Consider the following 18,782-nt stretch of genomic DNA (forward strand, 5'->3'; position numbering starts at 1 on the left):
GCCGGAACCTTGCGCGGGTGTCGTGCGCTCATTCGCTGCAAGGAGAACGGGAATGGCGGCACGGGCATATTGGCAGGGACAGATCAGGCTGGCGCTCGTCTCGATCCCGGTGGAAATCTATTCGGCCAGCAAGTCCGGCGCGAAGATCTCGTTCAACCAGATCCACGAACCGAGTGGCAAGCGGGTCAAATACGAGAAGACCGTACCCGGCGTCGGCCCGGTCGATCGCGACGACATCATCAAGGGCTACGAGATTTCGAAGGGCGAATACGTCCTGCTCGACGACGAGGAGATCGAGGCGGTCAAGATCGAGAGCCGCAAGACGCTCGAACTCGTGCAATTCGTCGATGCCGGCGAGATCGACCCGCTCTACTACGAGAAACCTTATTACGTCGCGCCGAAGGACGATCTGGCCGAAGAAGCCTTCGTCGTGCTGCGCGAGGCGCTGCGCAAGGCAAAGAAGGTCGCGCTTGGCCAGTTGTCGGTGCGCGGGAGCGAGAAGCTCGTCGCGATCAAGCCGTGCGGCAAGGGCCTGCTGCTCGAAACGCTGCGCTATGCCGATGAGGTGCGGAAAGGGCAGTCGTTCTTCCACGACATCGATGAAGCGAAGCCCAAGAAGGAACTGCTCGATCTCGCCACCACGCTGATCGAGGAAAAAAGCGCGCCCTTCGACGCGAGCGAATTCGAGGATCGCTATGTCGATGCGCTGAAGAAGCTGATCAACAAGAAGGCCAAATCGAAGAGCAAGACAGCCGTGATCGAGGATGTCGACGCGCCCGAGGGCGAAGAGGGCGGCAATGTGATCGACCTGATGGCCGCGCTGAAGAAGTCCGTGGGCGACAAGAAGGGTTCGGGCGGGAAGTCTTCCTCCAAGCGCAAGAAGAGCGCCTGAGATGGCGAAGCGCAAGCGCGCCGATCCACTGGCGACCTACAACGCCAAGCGCGACTTTGCGAAGACGCCTGAACCATCGGGCAAGGCGCAGGCCAGCGCGGACGGCAATCTCTTCATTGTCCAGAAGCACGATGCGACGCGGCTGCACTGGGACTTGCGGCTGGAGATCGACGGCGTGCTCAAGAGCTGGGCGGTGACCAAGGGCCCGTCGCCAGATCCCGATATCAAGCGGCTGGCAGTGCGGACCGAGGATCACCCGATGTCCTATGCCGAATTCGAGGGGACCATCCCCAAGGGCGAATATGGCGGCGGCACGGTCATGCTGTGGGATCGCGGGACTTGGGCCCCGATAAAGGGCAAGAGCGCGAAGGATATCGACGAGGGCCATCTGCATTTCTGCCTCGAGGGCGAACGGATGAAGGGCGAATGGCTGCTCATCCGCCTGAAGAAAAAGCCTGGCGAGAAGCGCGAGAACTGGCTGCTGCGCAAATTGCAGGACGATCATGCCGATGAAGGCGATGCGCTGGTCGAACGCGAACTCACCAGCGTGCTCACCGGGCGCTCGATGGCGGAGATCGCGGCCGACAAGGGCGGCGAATTCCCGCTGGCGGGGAAGAAGGACGATGCTTTCCTCGCGCAGATGGAAAAGGCTTCGGCTCACAATGCGAACGAAACCAAGCCGCGCCGCAAGCGCAAGGCGGCGCCGCTTCCCAAATTCGCCAAGCCCCAGCTGGCCACGCTGGTCGACGATGTGCCCACCGGCAATGGCTGGATGCACGAGATCAAGTTCGACGGGTATCGCGCGCTGGTCGCCGCGAAAGGCGCCGAGGTGCGCGTCTATACCCGCAGCGGAAAGGACTGGAGCGAGAAGTTCGGACCGCTGGTCGGTGCCTTTGCCGAGCTCGATCTGCCCGCATGCCTGATCGACGGCGAGATCGTCGCCTATGACAGCAAGGGCAACCCCGACTTCTCGACGCTGCAGAAAGTGCTGAAACGTGGCCATGGCAGCCAGTCGAAAGACGATGCGCTGGCCTTTCACGGCTTCGACCTGCTGTCGCTCGATGGCGAGGATCTGACCAAGCTGCCCAATATCGAGCGCAAGGAGAGGCTCGAAGCGCTACTGGCCGGGGCCGATGGGCCGATCCATGTCGCCGACCATGTGATCGGCGCAGGGGAAAAACTCTATGCCGCGATGTGCCGATCGGGGCAGGAAGGGATCATCGCCAAGAAGATCGACGCGCCCTATCGCAATTCGCGCAGCAAGGCCTGGGTGAAGGTGAAATGCACGCGGCGGCAGGAATTCGTCGTGGTCGGGTGGAAGGCGAGCAAGGCGAAGGGACGGCCCTTCGCGTCGCTGCTGCTGGCCCAGCACGAAGCCGATGAGCTGGTCTACAAGGGCAATGTCGGGACCGGTTTTACGTCCGACGAGCTCGACGATCTGGCGGCGAAGATGCGGCGGCTCGAGCGCAAGACGCCGCCCGTCGAAACCGACAAGGCGAGCGCGCGGGGCGTGACCTGGCTGACGCCCAAACTCGTCGCAGAGATCGCCTTTGCCGAATTCACTGCCGACGGAAATGTGCGCCACGGCAGCTATCTCGGCCTGCGCAGCGACAAGGACGCCAGCGCGGTCGTGCCCGAAAAAGCGGCGCCTTCACCAGTGCCCGAGCCGGATGTGAAGATCACCAGCCGCGATCGCGTGGTGTTCCCCGACAGCGGACAGACCAAGGGTGCGCTGGCCGACTATTACGCAGCCATCGCGCCGCTGATGCTGCCATTTGCCGGACGCCGACCGATCAGCCTGGTGCGCTGTCCGCAGGGCCGCGCGAAGAAGTGCTTCTTCCAGAAACACGATAGCGGTGCATTCGGCGACGCGGTCCATCATGTGCCGATCCGCGAGAAGGATGGGGGGAGCGAGGATTACCTCTATGTCGAGGATGCGCGCGGCATCCTCCAATGCGTGCAGATGGGCACGATCGAATTCCACGGCTGGGGCGCACGGACCGACGATGTCGAGGCGCCCGACCGGATGGTCTTCGATCTCGACCCCGACGAAGGGCTCGATTTCGCCGATGTGAAGCAGGCGGCGCGCGACATTCGCGCCAGGCTATCCGATATCGGGCTCGTCAGCTTCGCGATGCTGTCGGGCGGGAAGGGCGTCCACGTGGTCGTGCCGCTCACGCCCGGACACAATTGGGAGGCGCACAAGGATTTCGCGCGCCGCTTCGCCGAAGCGCTGAGCATTGCGGAGCCCGATCGCTTCATCGCGACGATGAGCAAGGCCAAGCGCAAGGGGAAGATATTCATCGACTGGCTGCGCAACCAGCGCGGGAGCACCGCCGTGGTGCCCTATTCGGCGCGGGCCCGTTCGGGCGCACCGGTGGCGGTGCCAATCGGGTGGAATGAGCTCAAGAAAATGAAGGACGCCAAGCCGTTCTCGATCGACGATGCCGAAAAGCTTGTCGAGCGGGCCACGGGCAAGACGCTGGCAGGGTGGGGAGCCGCCTCGCAGAAGCTCCCCGACCTCTGATGGAATGCGGCGCTGGGCTATCTGAGCCCCAGCACCGTGCGGGCCCTTGGCGCGGATTTGAGCAGAACGCGGTCGGCCAGCACGACGAGCGCCAGGCTGATCCCGAACAGCGGGACGACGAACGCCAGCACGATCGTCAGGCCGACGAGCAGCCAGCTGTGGCGCAGAACGCCTTTCGGGCCGGGCGCGCCGAGGCGGCCTTCCGGTCGCCGCCGCCACCACATCACCACGCCCGAAAGCGACAGCGTGACGAGCGCGATCAGGATCGCCAGGGCGAACAGCTGGTTGGCGAGACCGAACAGCGCGCCTTCGTGCCAGCCGATACCATAGCCGACGACGCGGTCGATCCAGTGGCGCTGGGCGAAGTCGACCCGGCCGACGAGTGATCCGGTCTCACCATCGATCTCCGCCGTACTTCGCTGTGGCCGGTTGGGCGTGTCCGACACAACTTTCCACGGCGCGCCCGATTCGGCGGGCGGGGTGATCTCGACCGGGGCGGGCAGCGCGAGGGCTGTGGCGCTAGGCACCACGCGATCGAGCTGGAGCGCCGGGGTGGAGGGCGCGTCCGGCTGCCCGGCCATGCCGCCCATGCCCACATGGCCCGCGTGTTCGCCCATCACCGCGCGGGCCTGGCGATCGAGCGCGGCGCGTTCCTGCCGCTCGACATCCGATCCACGCGACCAGTCGACCGGGCCGTCCACCTGCCCGGTTACCTCGCGCATGGTGGCGAAGTAATTGCCCCAGGTCTTGGCCCAGGGCAGGCCGGTGAAAATCAGCACGGCCGCGAACAGCGCGACCCAGATGCCGGTGACCGCGTGCACATCCTTCCACCAGTTGCGGCCCGTGCGGCTCAGGCGGGGGTAGAGCACCCCGCCGAGGCCTTTCGCATCGCGCGGCCACCACAGGAACAGGCCGGTCAGCAGCATGATGATCGTCCAGCTCGCCGCGAGTTCGACCAGCGTCGAGCCCCACCGGCCCATGGTCAGCTCGCCATGCAGGCGGAAGATGACGCGCATGAAGCGGTCCTGCTCGCCCACGGTCTTGAGCACTTCGCCGGTGTCGGGATGGAGATAGACGCGCGTCTCGTCCGCGCCGACGCCTACCACGATGCGCTGCGCGTCATCGGCCTCCTCGCGCAGGATGAATCGATGGAGGACCGAGCCGGGGACCGCGCCCTCCGCCCTTTCCGCCAGCGCAGAGGGGGCGAGCGGCGCATCGGTGACTTCGAGGCTGTCGTAAGCCCGGTCGATCCAGCTCTCCACCTGCGGCTTGAACAAGTAGATCGCCCCCGTAACCGATAGCCATAGGACGAAGGGCACGGTCAGAAGGCCGGCATAGAAATGCCACCGCCACACCGAGCGGTACCATCGTTCCTGCCGGGCGGTGGAGTTGCCGGTTGCGGCGGTGGCATCGCTCATCAGAAGCCTCCGTTCCAGCGCAGGCCGATCACGAAGGTGCGGCCCGGATAGGGGTGGAACACGAAGGCCTTCTCGTCGAACACATTGTCGATGCCCAGATCGAGGTCGAAACCGTCGAAATGCACGGTCGATTTGAGATCGACGAAGGTGAAGGGCGACACGCAGTAATAGGTGTCGCAGCGCGAGCTGGCATTGTTCTCCAGATTGCGCTCGGGCGTGCTCTGGTAGCGCAAATTGGCCGCCAGATCGAACATCGGCGAAACCGCGTAGCGCAGCGAGGCATTGGCCCGCCACCTCGGTACACGCGGGAAACGATTGCCCTCAAGCGCGGGGTTGAGTGGGTTCTCAGTGATGATCGCGTCGATCCACGAGACGTTTGCGTCGAGCGAGAGCCCCTCGACGAACATGTCCTCGACCGCGACGATCGCATCGACGCCCCAGGTCTCGACCTCGCCGATATTGGTGATCAGCGACTGGCTGACCGGCACCGAGGGATCGTCGGCACCGGGCACGAGGATCGTCTGGCTGAACAGCGTATCGTCGACCGCCTGGCGGAAGCCGCTGAGCGTGACCTTCACATTGTCGAACCGCCGCGACGCGGTGAGCTGGAGATCGAAGCCACGCTCGGGCGCGAGATTCGGATCGAACCCGTCGAGATCGATTTCGCCGACATTCGGGCCGTAGCTGATCAGCCCGGCCTGATAGAGTTCGCCGATCGTCGGAAAGCGCGTTGCCCAGGCGGCCGAGGCCACGATCTCTGTCGCGTCGTCGGGCTGAAGGGTCAGGGCCAGCTTTGGCGACCAGGCGTCTTCATTGCGCGAGGCGTAGTCCACGCGGGTTGGCCCGTACTGCAGGAAGCCGCCGCTCGCGCGCCAGTTTTCGTAGCGCAGGCCGAGCGTCGCTTCGAGCATCGGGGCGAGCGTGATCGTGTCTTCGAGAAAGACGCCCGCCAGCTGCGTTTCCCCGCCCGAGGCATTGCGGATCGCGGTTGGCTCGCCGGTGCGCCAGTCGGCGACGGCTCCGGTTTCGCTCGCTCCGAAATAGCCCGCGTAGGATGCGCCCAGCGCGATACGATGCGCGCCGAACGCCCGCTCGGCGGATGTCTCCACGCTGGTCCAGTGCGCGTCCTCATCAGTGACGATGCCGCTGTCGGGGATGATGCCGGTGGTGACATCCACTCCGTTCGACTGGCGCGCGCGCTCGTCGAGCAGTTCGAACCGGCTGACCGAGAGATCGACATCCCAGCCCGCGACATTGCCCGCAAGGCCAAGCCCCGCGAGCAGTTCGGTGCTTTGCGCCTGCCCGCGGGTCACGCCGGAAATGCCGACGAAGGTCGGCTCCCCGTCGGCATCGCGCAGGAAGCTATTGGGATCGTCGGTCGTCTCGTCGTCGATCAGCAGCGCTGCGAGGCCGCGCAGCTCCCAGCCGCCGCCCAGATCGTAATTGCCGCGCAGGCGGAACTGGTCCTCGACGCTGTCGACCACGCTATCCTGCGCCGCGATGCGCAGCGGGAAGCCGAGTTCGCTGTCGACGATCGCCTGATCGGCAAAGGGCGTGCCCGGCGAAACCGTGCGCCATTGCTGCGGCTGGCCCTCGTTCTCGAAGTGCCGATAGGCGACCGACACGCCCCCGCGCGAACCGATTGCGATATCGGCCTGGCCGTTCACGGAAAAGCCGTACAGGTTCTCGTCCGTGTCGTAATATTTGTAGTTCTGGTAGAAGCGTTGCGCGCCCAGCGAGATGGCATTGCTGTCGATCGGCGCGGTTTCGAGCCGCAGCGTCCCGCCCAGCGAATTGCCCGCATAGCGCGCAGACGTGGGCCCGTAGATGATCTCTGCCCGGGCGATGTCGGTCGGCGAGAGGACCGCCCACTTGGGCGCCGTACCGAAGCTCGCGCCGAGGAAATCGGAGATCAGGAACCCGTCGACCGTCACCAGCGCACGCGGCGTTTGCGTGGTGTGCATGTTGCGGAAGGAAAGGGTCGCGTTGGCATCGCCGATATAGCGCTTCCTGACGATCAGGTTGGGCGCATAGCGGATCACATCCTCGGCATTGATGGTGTTGATCGCCGCGATCTGGTCGGCATCGATCGCCACGCCCAGCGCGGGCGTATCGAGCGAGCGCATCTCGCGGCTTTCGAGCGTGCCGATGATCGTGACGCGGTTTTCATCGCTTTCCTGGGTGGCAGATGGGTCCTGCTCGGTAGAGGCCTCGTCGGATTGGGCGAGGGCAGGCGTGGACAACAGTGCAAGCGCCGACGCGCTGCACAGCGCGCGGCAGTAGAATTCGGATTTCATCGAAATATCCTGACAAATGGCTTTGGCCGCAAAAGTGCGGCGAATGAGCGGTGGGGTCAGGAAAGGGTCGGAGGTCCGGTGGAGGGCGGCGGGGGAGCCGCCAGCCCACGGCCCGGGAATACCGTGCGGATTGGCGTGAGCACGATCTCGGGCGAAGCCGGGAGCGGGAGGTCGAGCAGGGGCGGCGCGGGCAAGGTCGCGGGCGCGGCGAGCGCGGCCAAATCGCACATCGCCTTCGCCAGGCCGGATTCCGGATCGTGATCGCCATGCGCGTCTTGGGCGTCCGGCGAATCCTCCGCTGCCATCGCATGATCCATCGGCATGGGATCGCCGTGCGCCATCGCGTGGGCCATGGGGCCGTGATCGCCGTGGGCCATCGCCATCCCGGCATCGTGCGAAGGCATGGCATGCATCTCGCCATGCGCGGCGTGCGGATCGGGCGTGTGGTCGTGCGCCGACGGGCTCCCCGTAGCCAGCGCCGCGAGGTCGGGCGAGACCGTCGGGCAGGGGACCAACGTCGGGGTGCCGTTCGCTGCCGCAGCGACCATCCAGCCATGCGGGATCGCGAGCTGGAGCATGGCAACCAGCGCGGCAATCGCAAAGAAGCGCTGCGACGAGGATCGGCGGAAGAACACGGACGGCGCCCTAGCGCTTGGCAGTGGCTTTCGAAAGCACGCAATACCGGGTGCGCGCCCGATTTCGACAGGTGTGGATCGGCATTGGCGCGGGGCGCGGCGACGGTTAGGGCTGGCGCATGACCGATTCTCGTTTCCGTCACCTCGAAAAGATCCACAATGTCCGTGATTTCGGTGGCTACGCCGCTGCAAACGGCACCACCGTCAAGCGCGGCCTGCTGTGGCGCGGCGGCCATCAATGCGATGCAAGCGCGAGCGACCTTGCCGTGCTGGACGAGCTAGGAATCGAATTGGTCGTCGATCTTCGCGGGGTGAAAGAGCGCGCCAAATATCCGAGTCGCCGGCCTTCCTCGTTCGATGGCGAAGTGCTCGAATATGACGGCGAGACCGCCGGGCTTGCGCCGCATGTCGAGGCGGCGGGCAATTCGCTCGACGAGCAGGCGGCGTGCGACGTGATGGTGGGGCTCTACGCCGATCTGCCCGATCGCGAGGGCCTCAACGCGGTGATCCCGCGCTACATGCACGCGCTGGCGCAAGGGGCGGGGGCGAGCTTCGTCCATTGCGCGGCGGGCAAGGATCGCACCGGCATCGCCTGCGACCTCGTGCTGCATGCGCTCGGCGTCCATCCTGACGACCGGATGGAGGATTATCTCCTCACCAACCACGCGCCTGACAATGAACGGCGGATCGAGGAAGGCCTGTCGAGCATCGCGAAACACTACCCGGTCACCAATGAAGCGGCGGGCCGGGTGCTGATGGGCGTGGATGCCGCGTTCCTCGAGGCGGCGCGCGCCTCGATGGTCGACGCCGAAGGCTCGATCGATGCCTATCTCGCGCGGCGCTGGGGCGTGGACGGCGCGGTGAAGGACAAAATGCGGGGACACCTCACCCAATAGGACGCGCACCGGTTTGCGTGCGCCGCCGGGCGCACCTATCTGGGGCTCTCACACGAAATCGACGGATAGACATGGCAGTTCACACAACCAAGATGCTCATCATCGGCTCGGGCCCGGCGGGGCTTTCGGCCGCGATCTATGGCGCGCGTGCGGGGATGAAGCCCATCGTCGTGCAGGGCATCCAGCCCGGCGGCCAGCTGACCATCACCACCGATGTCGAGAATTATCCCGGCTTCCGCGACGTGGTGCAGGGCCCATGGCTGATGCAGGAAATGCAGGCCCAGGCCGAACATGTCGGCACGCGGATGATGTGGGACACGATCACCGAAGTGGTGATGGACCAAGGCAGCCCGTTCCGCGCGATCGGCGATGGCGGCGACGAATATGTCGGCGATACGCTGGTGATCGCAACCGGTGCGCAGGCCAAGTGGCTCTCGGTCCCTGGCGAAGCCGAACTGGGCGGCAAGGGCGTGTCGGCCTGCGCCACCTGCGACGGGTTCTTCTATCGCGGCAAGAAGGTGGCGGTGATCGGCGGCGGCAACACCGCGGTCGAGGAAGCGCTCTACCTCACCAACCATTCGGACGACGTCACGCTGATCCACCGCCGCGACGAATTGCGCAGCGAGAAGATCCTGCAGGATCGCCTGTTCGCCAGCGACAAGATCACGCCCATGTGGAACAAGGTCGTCGAAAGGTTCGAGGGAGAAGGCAAGCTCACCCACCTCGTGCTGCGCGACACCGAGACAGGCGAGGAATCGACGCTCGACGTCGATGGCGCTTTCGTCGCGATCGGCCATGCGCCGGCGACCGAGCTGTTCAAGGGCAAGCTGCCGATGGACGACAGCGGCTATCTGCTGATCGAGCCGGGCACGCCGAAAACCTCGATCCCCGGCGTGTTCGCGTGCGGCGACGTGATGGACCACACCTATCGCCAGGCGGTGACCGCGGCGGGTACGGGTTGCATGGCCGCGCTCGATGCCGAACGGTTCCTCGCGACGGTGGAATTCGCCGCTCAGGAAGCGGCGGAGTAAGTCAAGAAGCTATCGGCTTTCCAATAGCTTGAGCAGTTTTCGTTCGAGCCATTCGAGGCTCTCGGGTTCGACGAAGGCGTGCGTGGCCTTGGCGCAGGTCATGAGCCGCTTGTCGCGCTTGGGCCACGATCCGCGAAACTGTTGGCCGGTGCGGTCGCGTCCCGCAATGAGGATCGCGACCGGGCCGTCGAACCGCGCGAGGCCTTCGCGCATGTTGGCGGCAACACCGCTGGCCTTGGGGGCCGGGCGCAGCATTTCGATCACCGATTTGAGCGCCGCAACGAGGTTCACCTCACCGCGCAGCACCCGCTTGATCGCCGAGCCGCTTTTCAAACGATTGCGGTAATGCGCGCGCAGCGCATGCGGCGCGGCGTCTTCGGTGTCGAAGGTCCATGGATTGCCGAGCGCAAGCGCATCGGCCCCGCCGCCGCTTTCGAGCATCAGCAGGCTCGCCGCATCGCAATTGCCGAAGGCGACCACGCGATCGAGGTGAGGCGCGGTTTTGCGGAAGGCGGCAAGCGCGCCCGCCAGATCGGCCCCGCTTTCGCGGAAGCCAGCGTGGTTGCCTTCGCTCTCGCCGATTCCGCGCCGATCGTAGCGGAATGCCGGGAAGCCGCGTTTGGCCATCCGCGCCGCGAGCCGGGCATTAACGCCCGCCGGTCCCGAGCGGATTTCATTGCCGCCCGATACGATCAGCAGCCCCGTCCTGCCGTCGGCCGCGTCGATGGTGGCGACGCATTGCGCGCCTTCGACCGGGAAGGTGAGGTGGGTCCGGCTCATGACGCCAGCGCCATGGTGATGAAGGCGGCGAGGGCATCGGCCTGTTCGGGATCGTCGCCAGGTTCGGCGCGCAGCCACATTCCGCCGCCGCCGATCGCGTCCTGCGCAATCGTGGAGAGGCGGGGGCGAGCGGGAATGTTGCGCCTGCCTAGGCCGGCGATCATCAAGGGCCCGAGCCGGTAGCCGCCGAGGTCGAGGCCGTCGCTTTTCCCGCGTTCGAGCAGGCTGGTGGCCGTCTCCTCGCGCCCGGCTTCGCGCGATGCGATGGTGCGGGCGCGCAGCAAGCGCTTCAGCACCGAGGTGCCGTGGATCGGAGCGTAAATCCAGCCGGGCAGATGGACGGGTATGAGCAGCGCCCCGCCGCGCACGCCCAGGACATGAGTCGCGCCGAAATCCTCCGCCGCGTGCGTGGTGGCTCGCTGCCAGCTTTCAGCGTCCTGTTCGGCCAAGTCGGCGGCACTCTCATTGGTGCCCGGCAGGTCGATCAGGAAGCTGTCTACCCCGGCGCCGTCGAGCCGCCGCATCGTCTCGACCAGCAGGCGGCGCAGCGTGTGCATCTCGTCGAACAGCGGCGGGACGATCAGCAGCCGGTGCTCGCGACGGCGATCGAAAGCGAAGATGTGTTCGGGCGTCTCGCTGCCCGCTGCGGTGTAGCTCGCGATCAAGCCGCCGCGTCGCACTTGGCGCGCACGAAACTGCGCAGCCCGCCATAAGTCTCGAGCATTTCGCCATCGACATCCTCGTCGTCGATCACGATACCGAAGCGGTCCTCGATCTCGGTCAGCAGCGTGGCGACGGCCTGGCTGTCGAGTTCGGGAAGATGGCCGAACAGGCCGGTATCGGCGTCGAAGGCGGCCACACGCTCGGCATCGAGGCCAAGGACATCGGCCAGCACGGCGCGAAGCCTGGTGTCGATCGCATCATCGGCGCTCGCCGTATTGGGCGAAACCGGGGTCACATCGTTGGCGGTGGTGGCGGCCATGCTTGCTCCATCAGCGGTGTCCGCGCGCCTGTAACGGGGCTTTTCGGCGCCGACAAGTCGCGCTTGGACCGCGCGTTTGGCGATCCGCGGCCGGTTTGCGGGGCGGGCGGGGTCGAGCGCATCGATCCGGTAGCGCGGGCGCTGGCGCTCCATCCAGTCGCGCTTGTAGCGATCGTCGCCGGTACCGAAGTCGACCATGGCGACGCGATCGTCGTCGATCGCATGACGCATCAACGCCGCCGTCAACACCGTGCCGGGGGACAGGTGGTCGAATCCGGGCAGATGCGCGAGCTTGTGGATGAAGGCGGTGCCATGTTCGACCGTCCAGATCTGCGCCGCGACCGGCTCATCGTCCTTGTACGCCATCCCGAAGCGCAATCGGCCGGCGTCGGCCTCGCGATGGCAGAATGCCTGCCAGAATGCCTGCGAGGCTTCCTCGGGCTTCCAGCTGGCGGCGTAGATGCGCTCGTAATGCTCCCAGTCCCCGGCGCCCGGCGCGCGCCTGACGTGAGTGCGAAGTTTGGAAGCCTTGCGCGCCAGCGTGGTGCGCAGCCGCCCGGGGCGCGCGGCGAGATAAGCATCGTAGTTTCGCCCGGCGAGGTCGAGCACGTGGTTGGTATCGTCCTGCATGCCGCGAACAGACCATCCCGCCTGTTCGAGCGCCGCATGCACCGCCGCCGCCTCGCCGCACTCGTTCGGCACGTGGTCGAGCCGCACGCGGGCGAAGCGCCCCCGCAGGTCGCGCGCGATCGCCAGCAATCCTTCGGAGAGCGCCTCCGGTCGCGCGGTCAGCGGCCGCGCGGTGAAGCTGTAGAAATTGGCCAGTGCGATTGCCGTCTTGCCGTCACTTGCAAGTGGCCAGACCACCGCGCGCTCGCCTGCCGGATAGAGCGCGATACATGGCGTCAGTCCGCAATACCGGGCGAGCAATGCCCACCATTCGGGCCGGTCGAAGGGTGTGCGCGCCTGTGCCAAAGCGGCAGCCGCGCGTGGATCGGCTTGCAGTTTGCCGATATCGTCGAAATACTCGATTTCGATTGTCGTTCCCCCGCCAGAAAGGCCCTTTCCTGCGACCTCTACCGCCTTCGCGCCCGCTCGACCACCTCGCTCTGATGGGCCAGCCCGATGCGGTGGCGCTGCGTCTGCGCGACGTCGTGCTGACCTATGCCGAGCTGGAAGGCAATGTCGCGCGTCTGGCCGCCTGGCTGACGTCACGCGTGAAGGGGAAAGGCGCGCGGGTCGCAAGCTGGGCGTCGAAGAGCAGGCTGACCTGCCTGATGCCGCTGGCGGCGGCCCGCGCCGGCCTGGTCCATGTGCCGATCAACCCGTTGCTCAAGCGCGCGCAGGTTGCCCACATCCTGCGCGATAGCGGCGCATCGCTGCTGGTCGGCAATGCGGCGCGGTTGGCCACGCTGGGCCCGGAAGATTTCGGCGGCATCGTCAGCGTCGAGGAAGCGGCACTGGGCGAGGCCGACACGATCGGCGACGGGCTCGAACCGGGAGAAGCGGCGCCGGACGATCTGGCCGCGCTGCTCTATACCAGCGGCTCGACCGGGCGGCCCAAGGGGGTGATGCTGAGCCACGCCAATCTGTGGCTGGGCGCGGAAAGCGTCGCGCAATACCTGCATCTTGCGCGGTCCGACCGGGTGCTTGGCGTCATGCCGCTGAGCTTCGATTACGGGCAGAACCAGCTGCTTTCGGCCTGGTATGCGGGGGCGAGCGTCGTTCCGCTCGATTACCTGTTTCCGCGCGACCTTGCCAAGGCGGTCGAGAAGCATCGGATCACGACGCTGGGCGGGATGCCGCCGCTCTGGCACCAATTGCTCGGCGTGGAATGGAGCGACAGCGCCAAGGCTTCGCTCAGGCGCTTGACGAATACGGGCGGAGCGATGGGCGAAAAGCTCGTTCGTCGCCTGCGCGAAACCTTTCCCGCGGCCGATCTCTATTCGATGTACGGGCTGACCGAGGCGTTCCGCGCCGCCTATCTAGATCCGGCGAAGATCGACGCCAAGCCGAACTCGGTCGGGCGCGCGGTGCCGCATGCCGAACTGTTCGTTCTCGACAAGGATGGCGGCCGGTGCGAGGCGGGCGAGGAAGGCGAACTGGTGCAATGCGGGCCGCTGGTGGCGCAGGGCTACTGGAACGCACCGGAGAAGACCGCCGAACGTTTCCGCGCCGCGCCTGTATTTTCGGAATTCGGCGGGATGGCGGTGTGGTCGGGCGACCGGATGGTGCGCGATCGCGAGGGGGACCTCCATTTCGTCGCGCGGGACGATGCGATGATCAAGTCGTCGGGCAACCGGATCAGCCCGCAGGAGATCGAGGAGGCGGCGCTGGCGACCGGGCTGGTGTCGCAAGCGATGGCGTTCGGAATTGCCGACGAGGCGCTTGGCCACCGCATTGCGCTGGTCGTATCCGCGCCTTCTGATATTACCGCGGAACTATCCGACAAGTTGCGAAAAGGACTGCCGAATTTCATGCACCCGCATGTTCTGGAATGGCGCGAGGCACTGCCGCAAACGCCCAATGGGAAGCTCGACCGGACCCGCGTGAAAGGCGAATTGACGTCATGAAGCCAACAGGACCGATACCGGGGCATTATGCCAGCACTGACAATGGCTTGCGCATTGCAGGTGCCACACCGTCGAGCCTCGTCGAGCAGGCGGGCGCGACGCCGCTGTTCGTTTACGACCGGGCGGCCATCACCGATCGCATCGCCGCGCTCCGGTCCGCCATTCCTTCAAGGATTGAAGTGAATTATGCAGTAAAGGCAAACCCCTGGCCCGATCTTCTTGAATTCATCGAGCCTTTGGTCGACGGCTTCGACATCGCCTCGATCGGGGAATGGGCGCTGCTCGACGAGGCCGGAATCGACGCCGCGCGAACCAGCTTCGCCGGGCCGGGCAAGCGGGACGAGGAACTGGAGATCGCGATTGCTGCCGGGGTTACCCTCAATTGCGAAAGCGCAGGCGAGGCCGGTCGTGCGCTGGCGATCGGCGAGCGCCTCGACACGGCGCCGAAAATGGCGATCCGGGTCAATCCCGATTTCGAATTGCGCGGCTCGGGCATGAAGATGTCGGGCGGGGCCAAGGTGTTCGGCGTCGATGCCGACAAGGCGGCGGCGCTGGCGCGTCGCGTCGTCGATGCCGGGTGCGAATGGCAGGGATTCCACATCTTCGCCGGGAGCCAGTCGCTCGATGCCGGGGCGATTGCCGAGGCGCAGCGCAACACGATCGCACTGGCGAGCAGGCTGGCCGACGAAGCGGGAGTGCCGCTGCCCAAGCTCAATCTGGGCGGCGGGTTCGGCATTCCCTATTTCGCGGGCGACGAACCGCTCGATCTCGAAGCGGTGGGCGAGGGTCTGCACGAAACCGCAGCAGTGGACGTGCTGCCCGATACGCGGCTGGTGCTCGAACTCGGTCGCTATCTCGTGGGCGAGGCGGGGGTCTATTTGACGCGTGTGGTCGACCGCAAGGAAAGCCAGGGCGAAACCTTCTTGGTGGTCGATGGCGGGCTCCATCACCAGCTTGCCGCCAGCGGCAATTTCGGCGCGGTGGTCAAGCGCAATTACCCGGTCGCCGTGGTCGAACGCTCTTCGGATGCGCCCGAGGAGGTGGTCCACATCTGCGGTTGCCTGTGCACCCCGCTCGATCGCCTGGCCACGCAGGTCGAATTGCCCCGCGCTGAAGTGGGCGACCTGATCGCGATTTTCTGCGCCGGAGCCTATGGCGCGACCGCCAGCCCGATGCACTTCCTCGGCCATGGCCCGGCGCGGGAAATGCTGGTATAGCGTCCCGATCCGGGACTTGGGTGCAGAATTAGCGGGATTCCGGGCGCTGGAACTCCCACGGCTAACGCTATGTTCACCATTTTCGCCGATACGGCAGGCAGACAGAACCTGGTGCGGGGAGCGTCGCCTGGACAGGGCGGCGCGTGGAATGCCGGGAAAAGAGGTTTGAAAGAATGACGATCCAACGTCGAATTGCCGCCATGATCGCGGTGTTGCTGGCTCCCTTCGCGCTGGCCGCATGCAGCACGACATCGGGCGCGCCCGAGCTGCCGCCGGCGAGCTTCGTTGCGCTGCAAGAAGGCCCGGGCGAGGAATATGTGATCGGCCCGCTCGACGAGCTGACGATCTTCGTCTGGCGCAATGAAGAGCTCGGCGCCAAGGTGCAGGTGCGGCCCGACGGGCGCATCACCACGCCGCTGATCCAGGACATGCCCGCGGTGGGCAAGACCCCGACCATGCTGGCCGAGGACATCAAGCTCGCGCTGTCGCAATATATCGAAGATCCGCTGGTCTCGGTGATCGTCAACAAGTTCGCCGGCACGTTCAGCCAGCAGATCCGCATCGTCGGGGCGACCGAAAAGCCCGCTTCGATCCCCTATCGTGCGAACATGACCGTGCTCGACGCGATGATCGCGGTCGGTGGCCTGTCGGAATATGCCAGTGGCAACAGGGCCAAGCTGATCCGCTTCGAAAAGCAGAGCGGGAAGCAGACCGAATACTCGCTGCGCCTGTCGGACTTGCTCAAGGAAGGCGACAGCAGTGCCAATGTGCTGCTGATGCCGGGCGATGTGATCATCATCCCGGAAAGTGCCTTCTGAGGCCGGCCCTGGGGAACCGCACACGATCATGAACGGCATGTCCTCCATATACGACGAGCTGCGCGCGGCGGCCTACACCGTCTGGCGACGGCGCTGGGTCGCGCTGGCGGTCGCCTGGGCGGTCTGCGTGCTGGGCTGGGTCGTCGTCGCGCTGATCCCGAACAGTTACGAATCGCGCAGCCGCATCCTGATCCAGCTCGAAGATCCGCTGGCCGAACAGGTCGGCATCGGGTTGCAGGATCGCCAGCGCGAAGTCGCGCGGGTGCGCCAGACGCTGACCGGTGCGCTCAACCTAGAAAAAGTCGTGCGTTCGACCCGTCTCGGCGAGAATGTCGATACGCCGCGCGAGATGGAGAGGGCGATCCTCGATCTGGCTGCCAACATCAAGGTGACCGCAGATCAGGACAATCTGTTCGAAATCACCGGGCAGAGCGGCGATCCGAGCCTGTCGGATTCGGAGAACGCGCTGCTCGCACAGGATGTCGTGCAGAAGATGATCGACATCTTCCGCGAGGAGAACATCGCCGGCGGTCGCGGAGAGCTGACCGAATCGCTCGATTTCATGAACCAGCAGCTCGATGATCGCTCGAAGGAGCTGGAAGCGGCCGAGCAGCGTCGTCTGGCATTCGAAACCGCGAACCCCGAATTCGCATTGGGCGGCGGTGCGCTGACCCAGCGGCTCGAAGCCGCGCGGTCCGAACTGCGCGGCGTCGACGCCGATCTGCAGGCGGCACAGAGCGCGCTGACCTCGATCAATTCGCAGCTTTCCGCCACGCCGCGCCGGATCGTCGGCAGCGGGTCGGACAATTCGATCGGCGGCGCGATCGCCAAGGCCAAGGCCGATCTTTCGGGGATGAAGGCGCGCGGGCTGACCGACAACCATCCAGACGTCATCGCGCTGAAGAACCAGATCGCGAGCATGGAAGCGCAGGCCAAGGCGGCCGGTGGCAGCACGCAGGGTCAGTTGAATCCCGCTTACCTCGCGGTCGAGAGCATGCGCGCCGATCGCCAGGCCAGCGTGCTTGCCCTCCAGACGCGCAAGGCCGGGCTGCAGGCGGAAATCGCCGACCTGTCTTCCAAGCAATACAGCAACCCGCAGCTTGCCGCAGAGGCGCAGCGGATCGGGCGCGATTACGACGTGCTCAAGGAACAATACGACAAGCTCTTGCAGGACCGCGAGGAACTGCGTTTGCGCGGCCAGGTCGAGACCGAGCGCAGCTCGGTGAAGTTCCAGGTGATCGATCCGCCGACCACGCCCGCATCGCCTGCCGCGCCCAACCGTCCCTTGCTGCTGGTCGGCGTGCTGATCGCCGGGATCGGCGCCGGCATCGCGATCGCCTTCGCTTTGGGCCAGCTGCGCTCGACCTTCGCGACGACCGCCCAGCTCGAAAAATCAATGGGCCTGCCGGTGCTGGGCGCGATCACGCATACCTGGACCGACGCTTCCCGCGCCTTGCGCAAGAAGCGGCTCAAGCTGTTCTATGCCGGTGGCGCTGCGCTGGGCGGAGTGTGCGCGCTGCTGATGGTGGCCGAATTCATCCAGCGCGGCATGGTGGCGTGAAGGACAAGGACGACATGAACGATCCCACTCCCATCCGCCGCCCCGAAGCGACCAATGACGACGCCGAGTCCGACGCGGCGTCCGATGCGCCGCGCAGGGAAAGCCGTCCCTCGCTGCTCGAACGCGCTTCGGAGCGCTTCGGCCTCGACGGTTTCGCCTCGCCCGGCCTGCCCAAGGTCGAGGTGCCTGAGAAGCGCCGCCGCGCGCCGCAACCGGAAGCGAAGGTCGACCCGGAACCCGTCGCTCCGCGCGCACCCGAGCCGCCCGAGCCACAAGTCCGCCAGCCGGCTCCGGCTCCGGCTCCCGCTCCCGCTCCCGTTCCCGCAGGCAATGCGATGGACGAGGCGAGGAAGCGCGCCGAAACGCAGCGCAACGACCGCGCCCCGGTCGGTCCGCCGCTGGTCTTCGGAGGCAAGATGCAGCGCCTCGATCGCGACCATCTCTGGGAAACCGGGATGATCGTGCCCGATGGCAGCGTGTCGGCGCTGCTCGAGGAATTCCGCATCATCAAGCGCGAGCTGTTCGCCAAGGCGACCCTGCTGCGCGGCAGCGACGATCCGCGGACGCGCAACAAGGCCAATCGCGTGCTGATCTCCTCCCCGCTGCCGGGCGAGGGCAAGACCTATTGCGCGGCCAATCTCGCGCTCGCCATCGCGGCGGAGAAGGAAAGCGAAGTCCTGCTGGTCGATGCAGATTTCGCCAAGCCGTCGATCCTCTCGACGCTCGGCCTCGAAAGCGATTGCGGGTTGATGGACGCGCTGGTCGATCGCGACATCAAGGTCGAGGACTGCGTGATCCCGACCGATCTTCCGGGCCTGTTCGTGCTGCCTGCCGGACAGAGCACCGGGTCGGACACCGAATACCTCACCACCCGCCATGCGCGCGAGACGATCGAGAGCCTAGGTCGCGGCGCGCGGCAGCGGATCGTGATTTTCGACAGCCCGCCCGCGCTGGCCGCATCGCCCGCGGCCGAACTGGCCAAGCTGGTCGGCCAGACGCTGGTGGTGTGCCGTGCCGATACGACAGGGCGCAGCGCGCTTGAAGATACGGTGTCGTTGCTGTCCGGCTGCAAGGCTATCGAACTGCTGCTCAACGCGGTGCAATTCAGCCCCTCGGGCCGCCGGTTCGGATCCTATTACGGATACGAGGTGTAAC

Annotated in this window: 15 protein-coding genes and 1 pseudogene; 9 read left to right on the plus strand and 7 right to left on the minus strand. The window is 65.8% G+C overall.

What is annotated here, in order from left to right; all coding sequences use genetic code 11:
* Positions 1-52: 52 nt before the first annotated feature.
* Together ku and ligD are read left to right on the plus strand one after the other, a co-directional pair.
* A complete protein-coding gene (ku, locus tag GRI68_RS03320; RefSeq protein ID WP_160615861.1) occupies positions 53-892 on the plus strand; it encodes a non-homologous end joining protein Ku in 840 nt (279 codons plus the stop codon).
* Position 893: 1 nt separating this feature from the next.
* A complete protein-coding gene (gene ligD / locus GRI68_RS03325) occupies positions 894-3,419 on the plus strand; it encodes a DNA ligase D (RefSeq protein WP_160615863.1) in 2,526 nt (841 codons plus the stop codon).
* A 17-nt stretch (positions 3,420-3,436) separates the two neighbouring features.
* Here the strand turns inward: ligD and GRI68_RS03330 are convergent, their stop codons facing one another.
* From GRI68_RS03330 to GRI68_RS13610, 3 genes are read right to left on the minus strand one after another with little or no spacing between them, the layout of a single operon-like run.
* Complete coding sequence (locus GRI68_RS03330) at positions 3,437-4,837, minus strand: PepSY-associated TM helix domain-containing protein (RefSeq protein ID WP_160615865.1); 1,401 nt, start codon at positions 4,835-4,837, stop codon at positions 3,437-3,439.
* Positions 4,837-7,134 (minus strand): TonB-dependent receptor, encoded by a 2,298-nt coding sequence (locus GRI68_RS03335; RefSeq protein ID WP_160615867.1) that lies wholly within the window; start codon positions 7,132-7,134, stop codon positions 4,837-4,839. Before GRI68_RS03335 ends, GRI68_RS03330 begins: the two co-directional genes overlap by 1 nt.
* A gap of 56 nt (positions 7,135-7,190) precedes the next feature.
* Entirely contained in the window at positions 7,191-7,769 is a 579-nt protein-coding gene (locus tag GRI68_RS13610) for a hypothetical protein (RefSeq protein WP_199799705.1), read from the minus strand.
* 119 nt (positions 7,770-7,888) lie between these two features.
* Between GRI68_RS13610 and GRI68_RS03340 the strand changes: the two genes are divergently transcribed.
* Positions 7,889-8,665 carry a tyrosine-protein phosphatase gene (locus tag GRI68_RS03340; protein WP_160615868.1) on the plus strand — a complete coding sequence of 259 codons (777 nt, stop codon included), beginning with the start codon at positions 7,889-7,891 and terminating at the stop codon, positions 8,663-8,665.
* A 71-nt stretch (positions 8,666-8,736) separates the two neighbouring features.
* The gene (gene trxB / locus GRI68_RS03345; protein ID WP_160615870.1) at positions 8,737-9,696 is read left to right on the plus strand and encodes a thioredoxin-disulfide reductase; all 960 of its coding nucleotides are present in this window, start codon (positions 8,737-8,739) and stop codon (positions 9,694-9,696) included.
* A 9-nt stretch (positions 9,697-9,705) separates the two neighbouring features.
* Here the strand turns inward: trxB and GRI68_RS03350 are convergent, their stop codons facing one another.
* The 4 genes and pseudogenes from GRI68_RS03350 to GRI68_RS03365 all read right to left on the minus strand — a co-directional run.
* Positions 9,706-10,476 (minus strand): hydrolase 1, exosortase A system-associated, encoded by a 771-nt coding sequence (locus tag GRI68_RS03350; RefSeq protein WP_160615872.1) that lies wholly within the window; start codon positions 10,474-10,476, stop codon positions 9,706-9,708.
* Complete coding sequence (locus tag GRI68_RS03355; protein ID WP_160615874.1) at positions 10,473-11,141, minus strand: alpha/beta hydrolase family protein; 669 nt, start codon at positions 11,139-11,141, stop codon at positions 10,473-10,475. The genes GRI68_RS03350 and GRI68_RS03355 overlap by 4 nt, the downstream gene beginning before the upstream one ends.
* Complete coding sequence (locus GRI68_RS03360) at positions 11,138-11,458, minus strand: acyl carrier protein (RefSeq protein ID WP_160617827.1); 321 nt, start codon at positions 11,456-11,458, stop codon at positions 11,138-11,140. Before GRI68_RS03360 ends, GRI68_RS03355 begins: the two co-directional genes overlap by 4 nt.
* Before the next feature lie 171 nt (positions 11,459-11,629).
* Positions 11,630-12,088 (minus strand): annotated as a pseudogene (locus GRI68_RS03365) (GNAT family N-acetyltransferase); the annotation flags it as partial.
* A 482-nt stretch (positions 12,089-12,570) separates the two neighbouring features.
* On the opposite strand from GRI68_RS03365, the gene GRI68_RS03370 reads away from it, so the two are divergent.
* The 5 genes from GRI68_RS03370 (at position 12,571) to GRI68_RS03390 (ending at position 18,781) form a co-directional block, all read left to right on the plus strand.
* Positions 12,571-14,031, plus strand: a complete 1,461-nt coding sequence (locus tag GRI68_RS03370; RefSeq protein ID WP_234028844.1) for an acyl-CoA ligase (AMP-forming), exosortase A system-associated — start codon at positions 12,571-12,573, stop codon at positions 14,029-14,031.
* On the plus strand, positions 14,028-15,248 hold the full coding sequence (locus GRI68_RS03375; protein WP_160615878.1) for a pyridoxal-dependent decarboxylase, exosortase A system-associated: 1,221 nt from the start codon (positions 14,028-14,030) through the stop codon (positions 15,246-15,248). The genes GRI68_RS03370 and GRI68_RS03375 overlap by 4 nt, the downstream gene beginning before the upstream one ends.
* Positions 15,249-15,448: 200 nt before the next feature.
* Positions 15,449-16,066: an XrtA/PEP-CTERM system exopolysaccharide export protein gene (locus GRI68_RS03380; RefSeq protein ID WP_234028845.1), complete on the plus strand. Its 618-nt coding sequence runs from the start codon at positions 15,449-15,451 to the stop codon at positions 16,064-16,066.
* A gap of 37 nt (positions 16,067-16,103) precedes the next feature.
* Complete coding sequence (locus GRI68_RS03385; RefSeq protein ID WP_160615881.1) at positions 16,104-17,627, plus strand: XrtA system polysaccharide chain length determinant; 1,524 nt, start codon at positions 16,104-16,106, stop codon at positions 17,625-17,627.
* A gap of 14 nt (positions 17,628-17,641) precedes the next feature.
* Positions 17,642-18,781 carry an AAA family ATPase gene (locus GRI68_RS03390; protein WP_199799706.1) on the plus strand — a complete coding sequence of 380 codons (1,140 nt, stop codon included), beginning with the start codon at positions 17,642-17,644 and terminating at the stop codon, positions 18,779-18,781.
* The last annotated feature ends 1 nt before the right edge of the window (position 18,782 follow it).

It is taken from the genome of Alteriqipengyuania halimionae, assembly GCF_009827575.1.
GTDB lineage: Bacteria > Pseudomonadota > Alphaproteobacteria > Sphingomonadales > Sphingomonadaceae > Alteriqipengyuania_A > Alteriqipengyuania_A halimionae.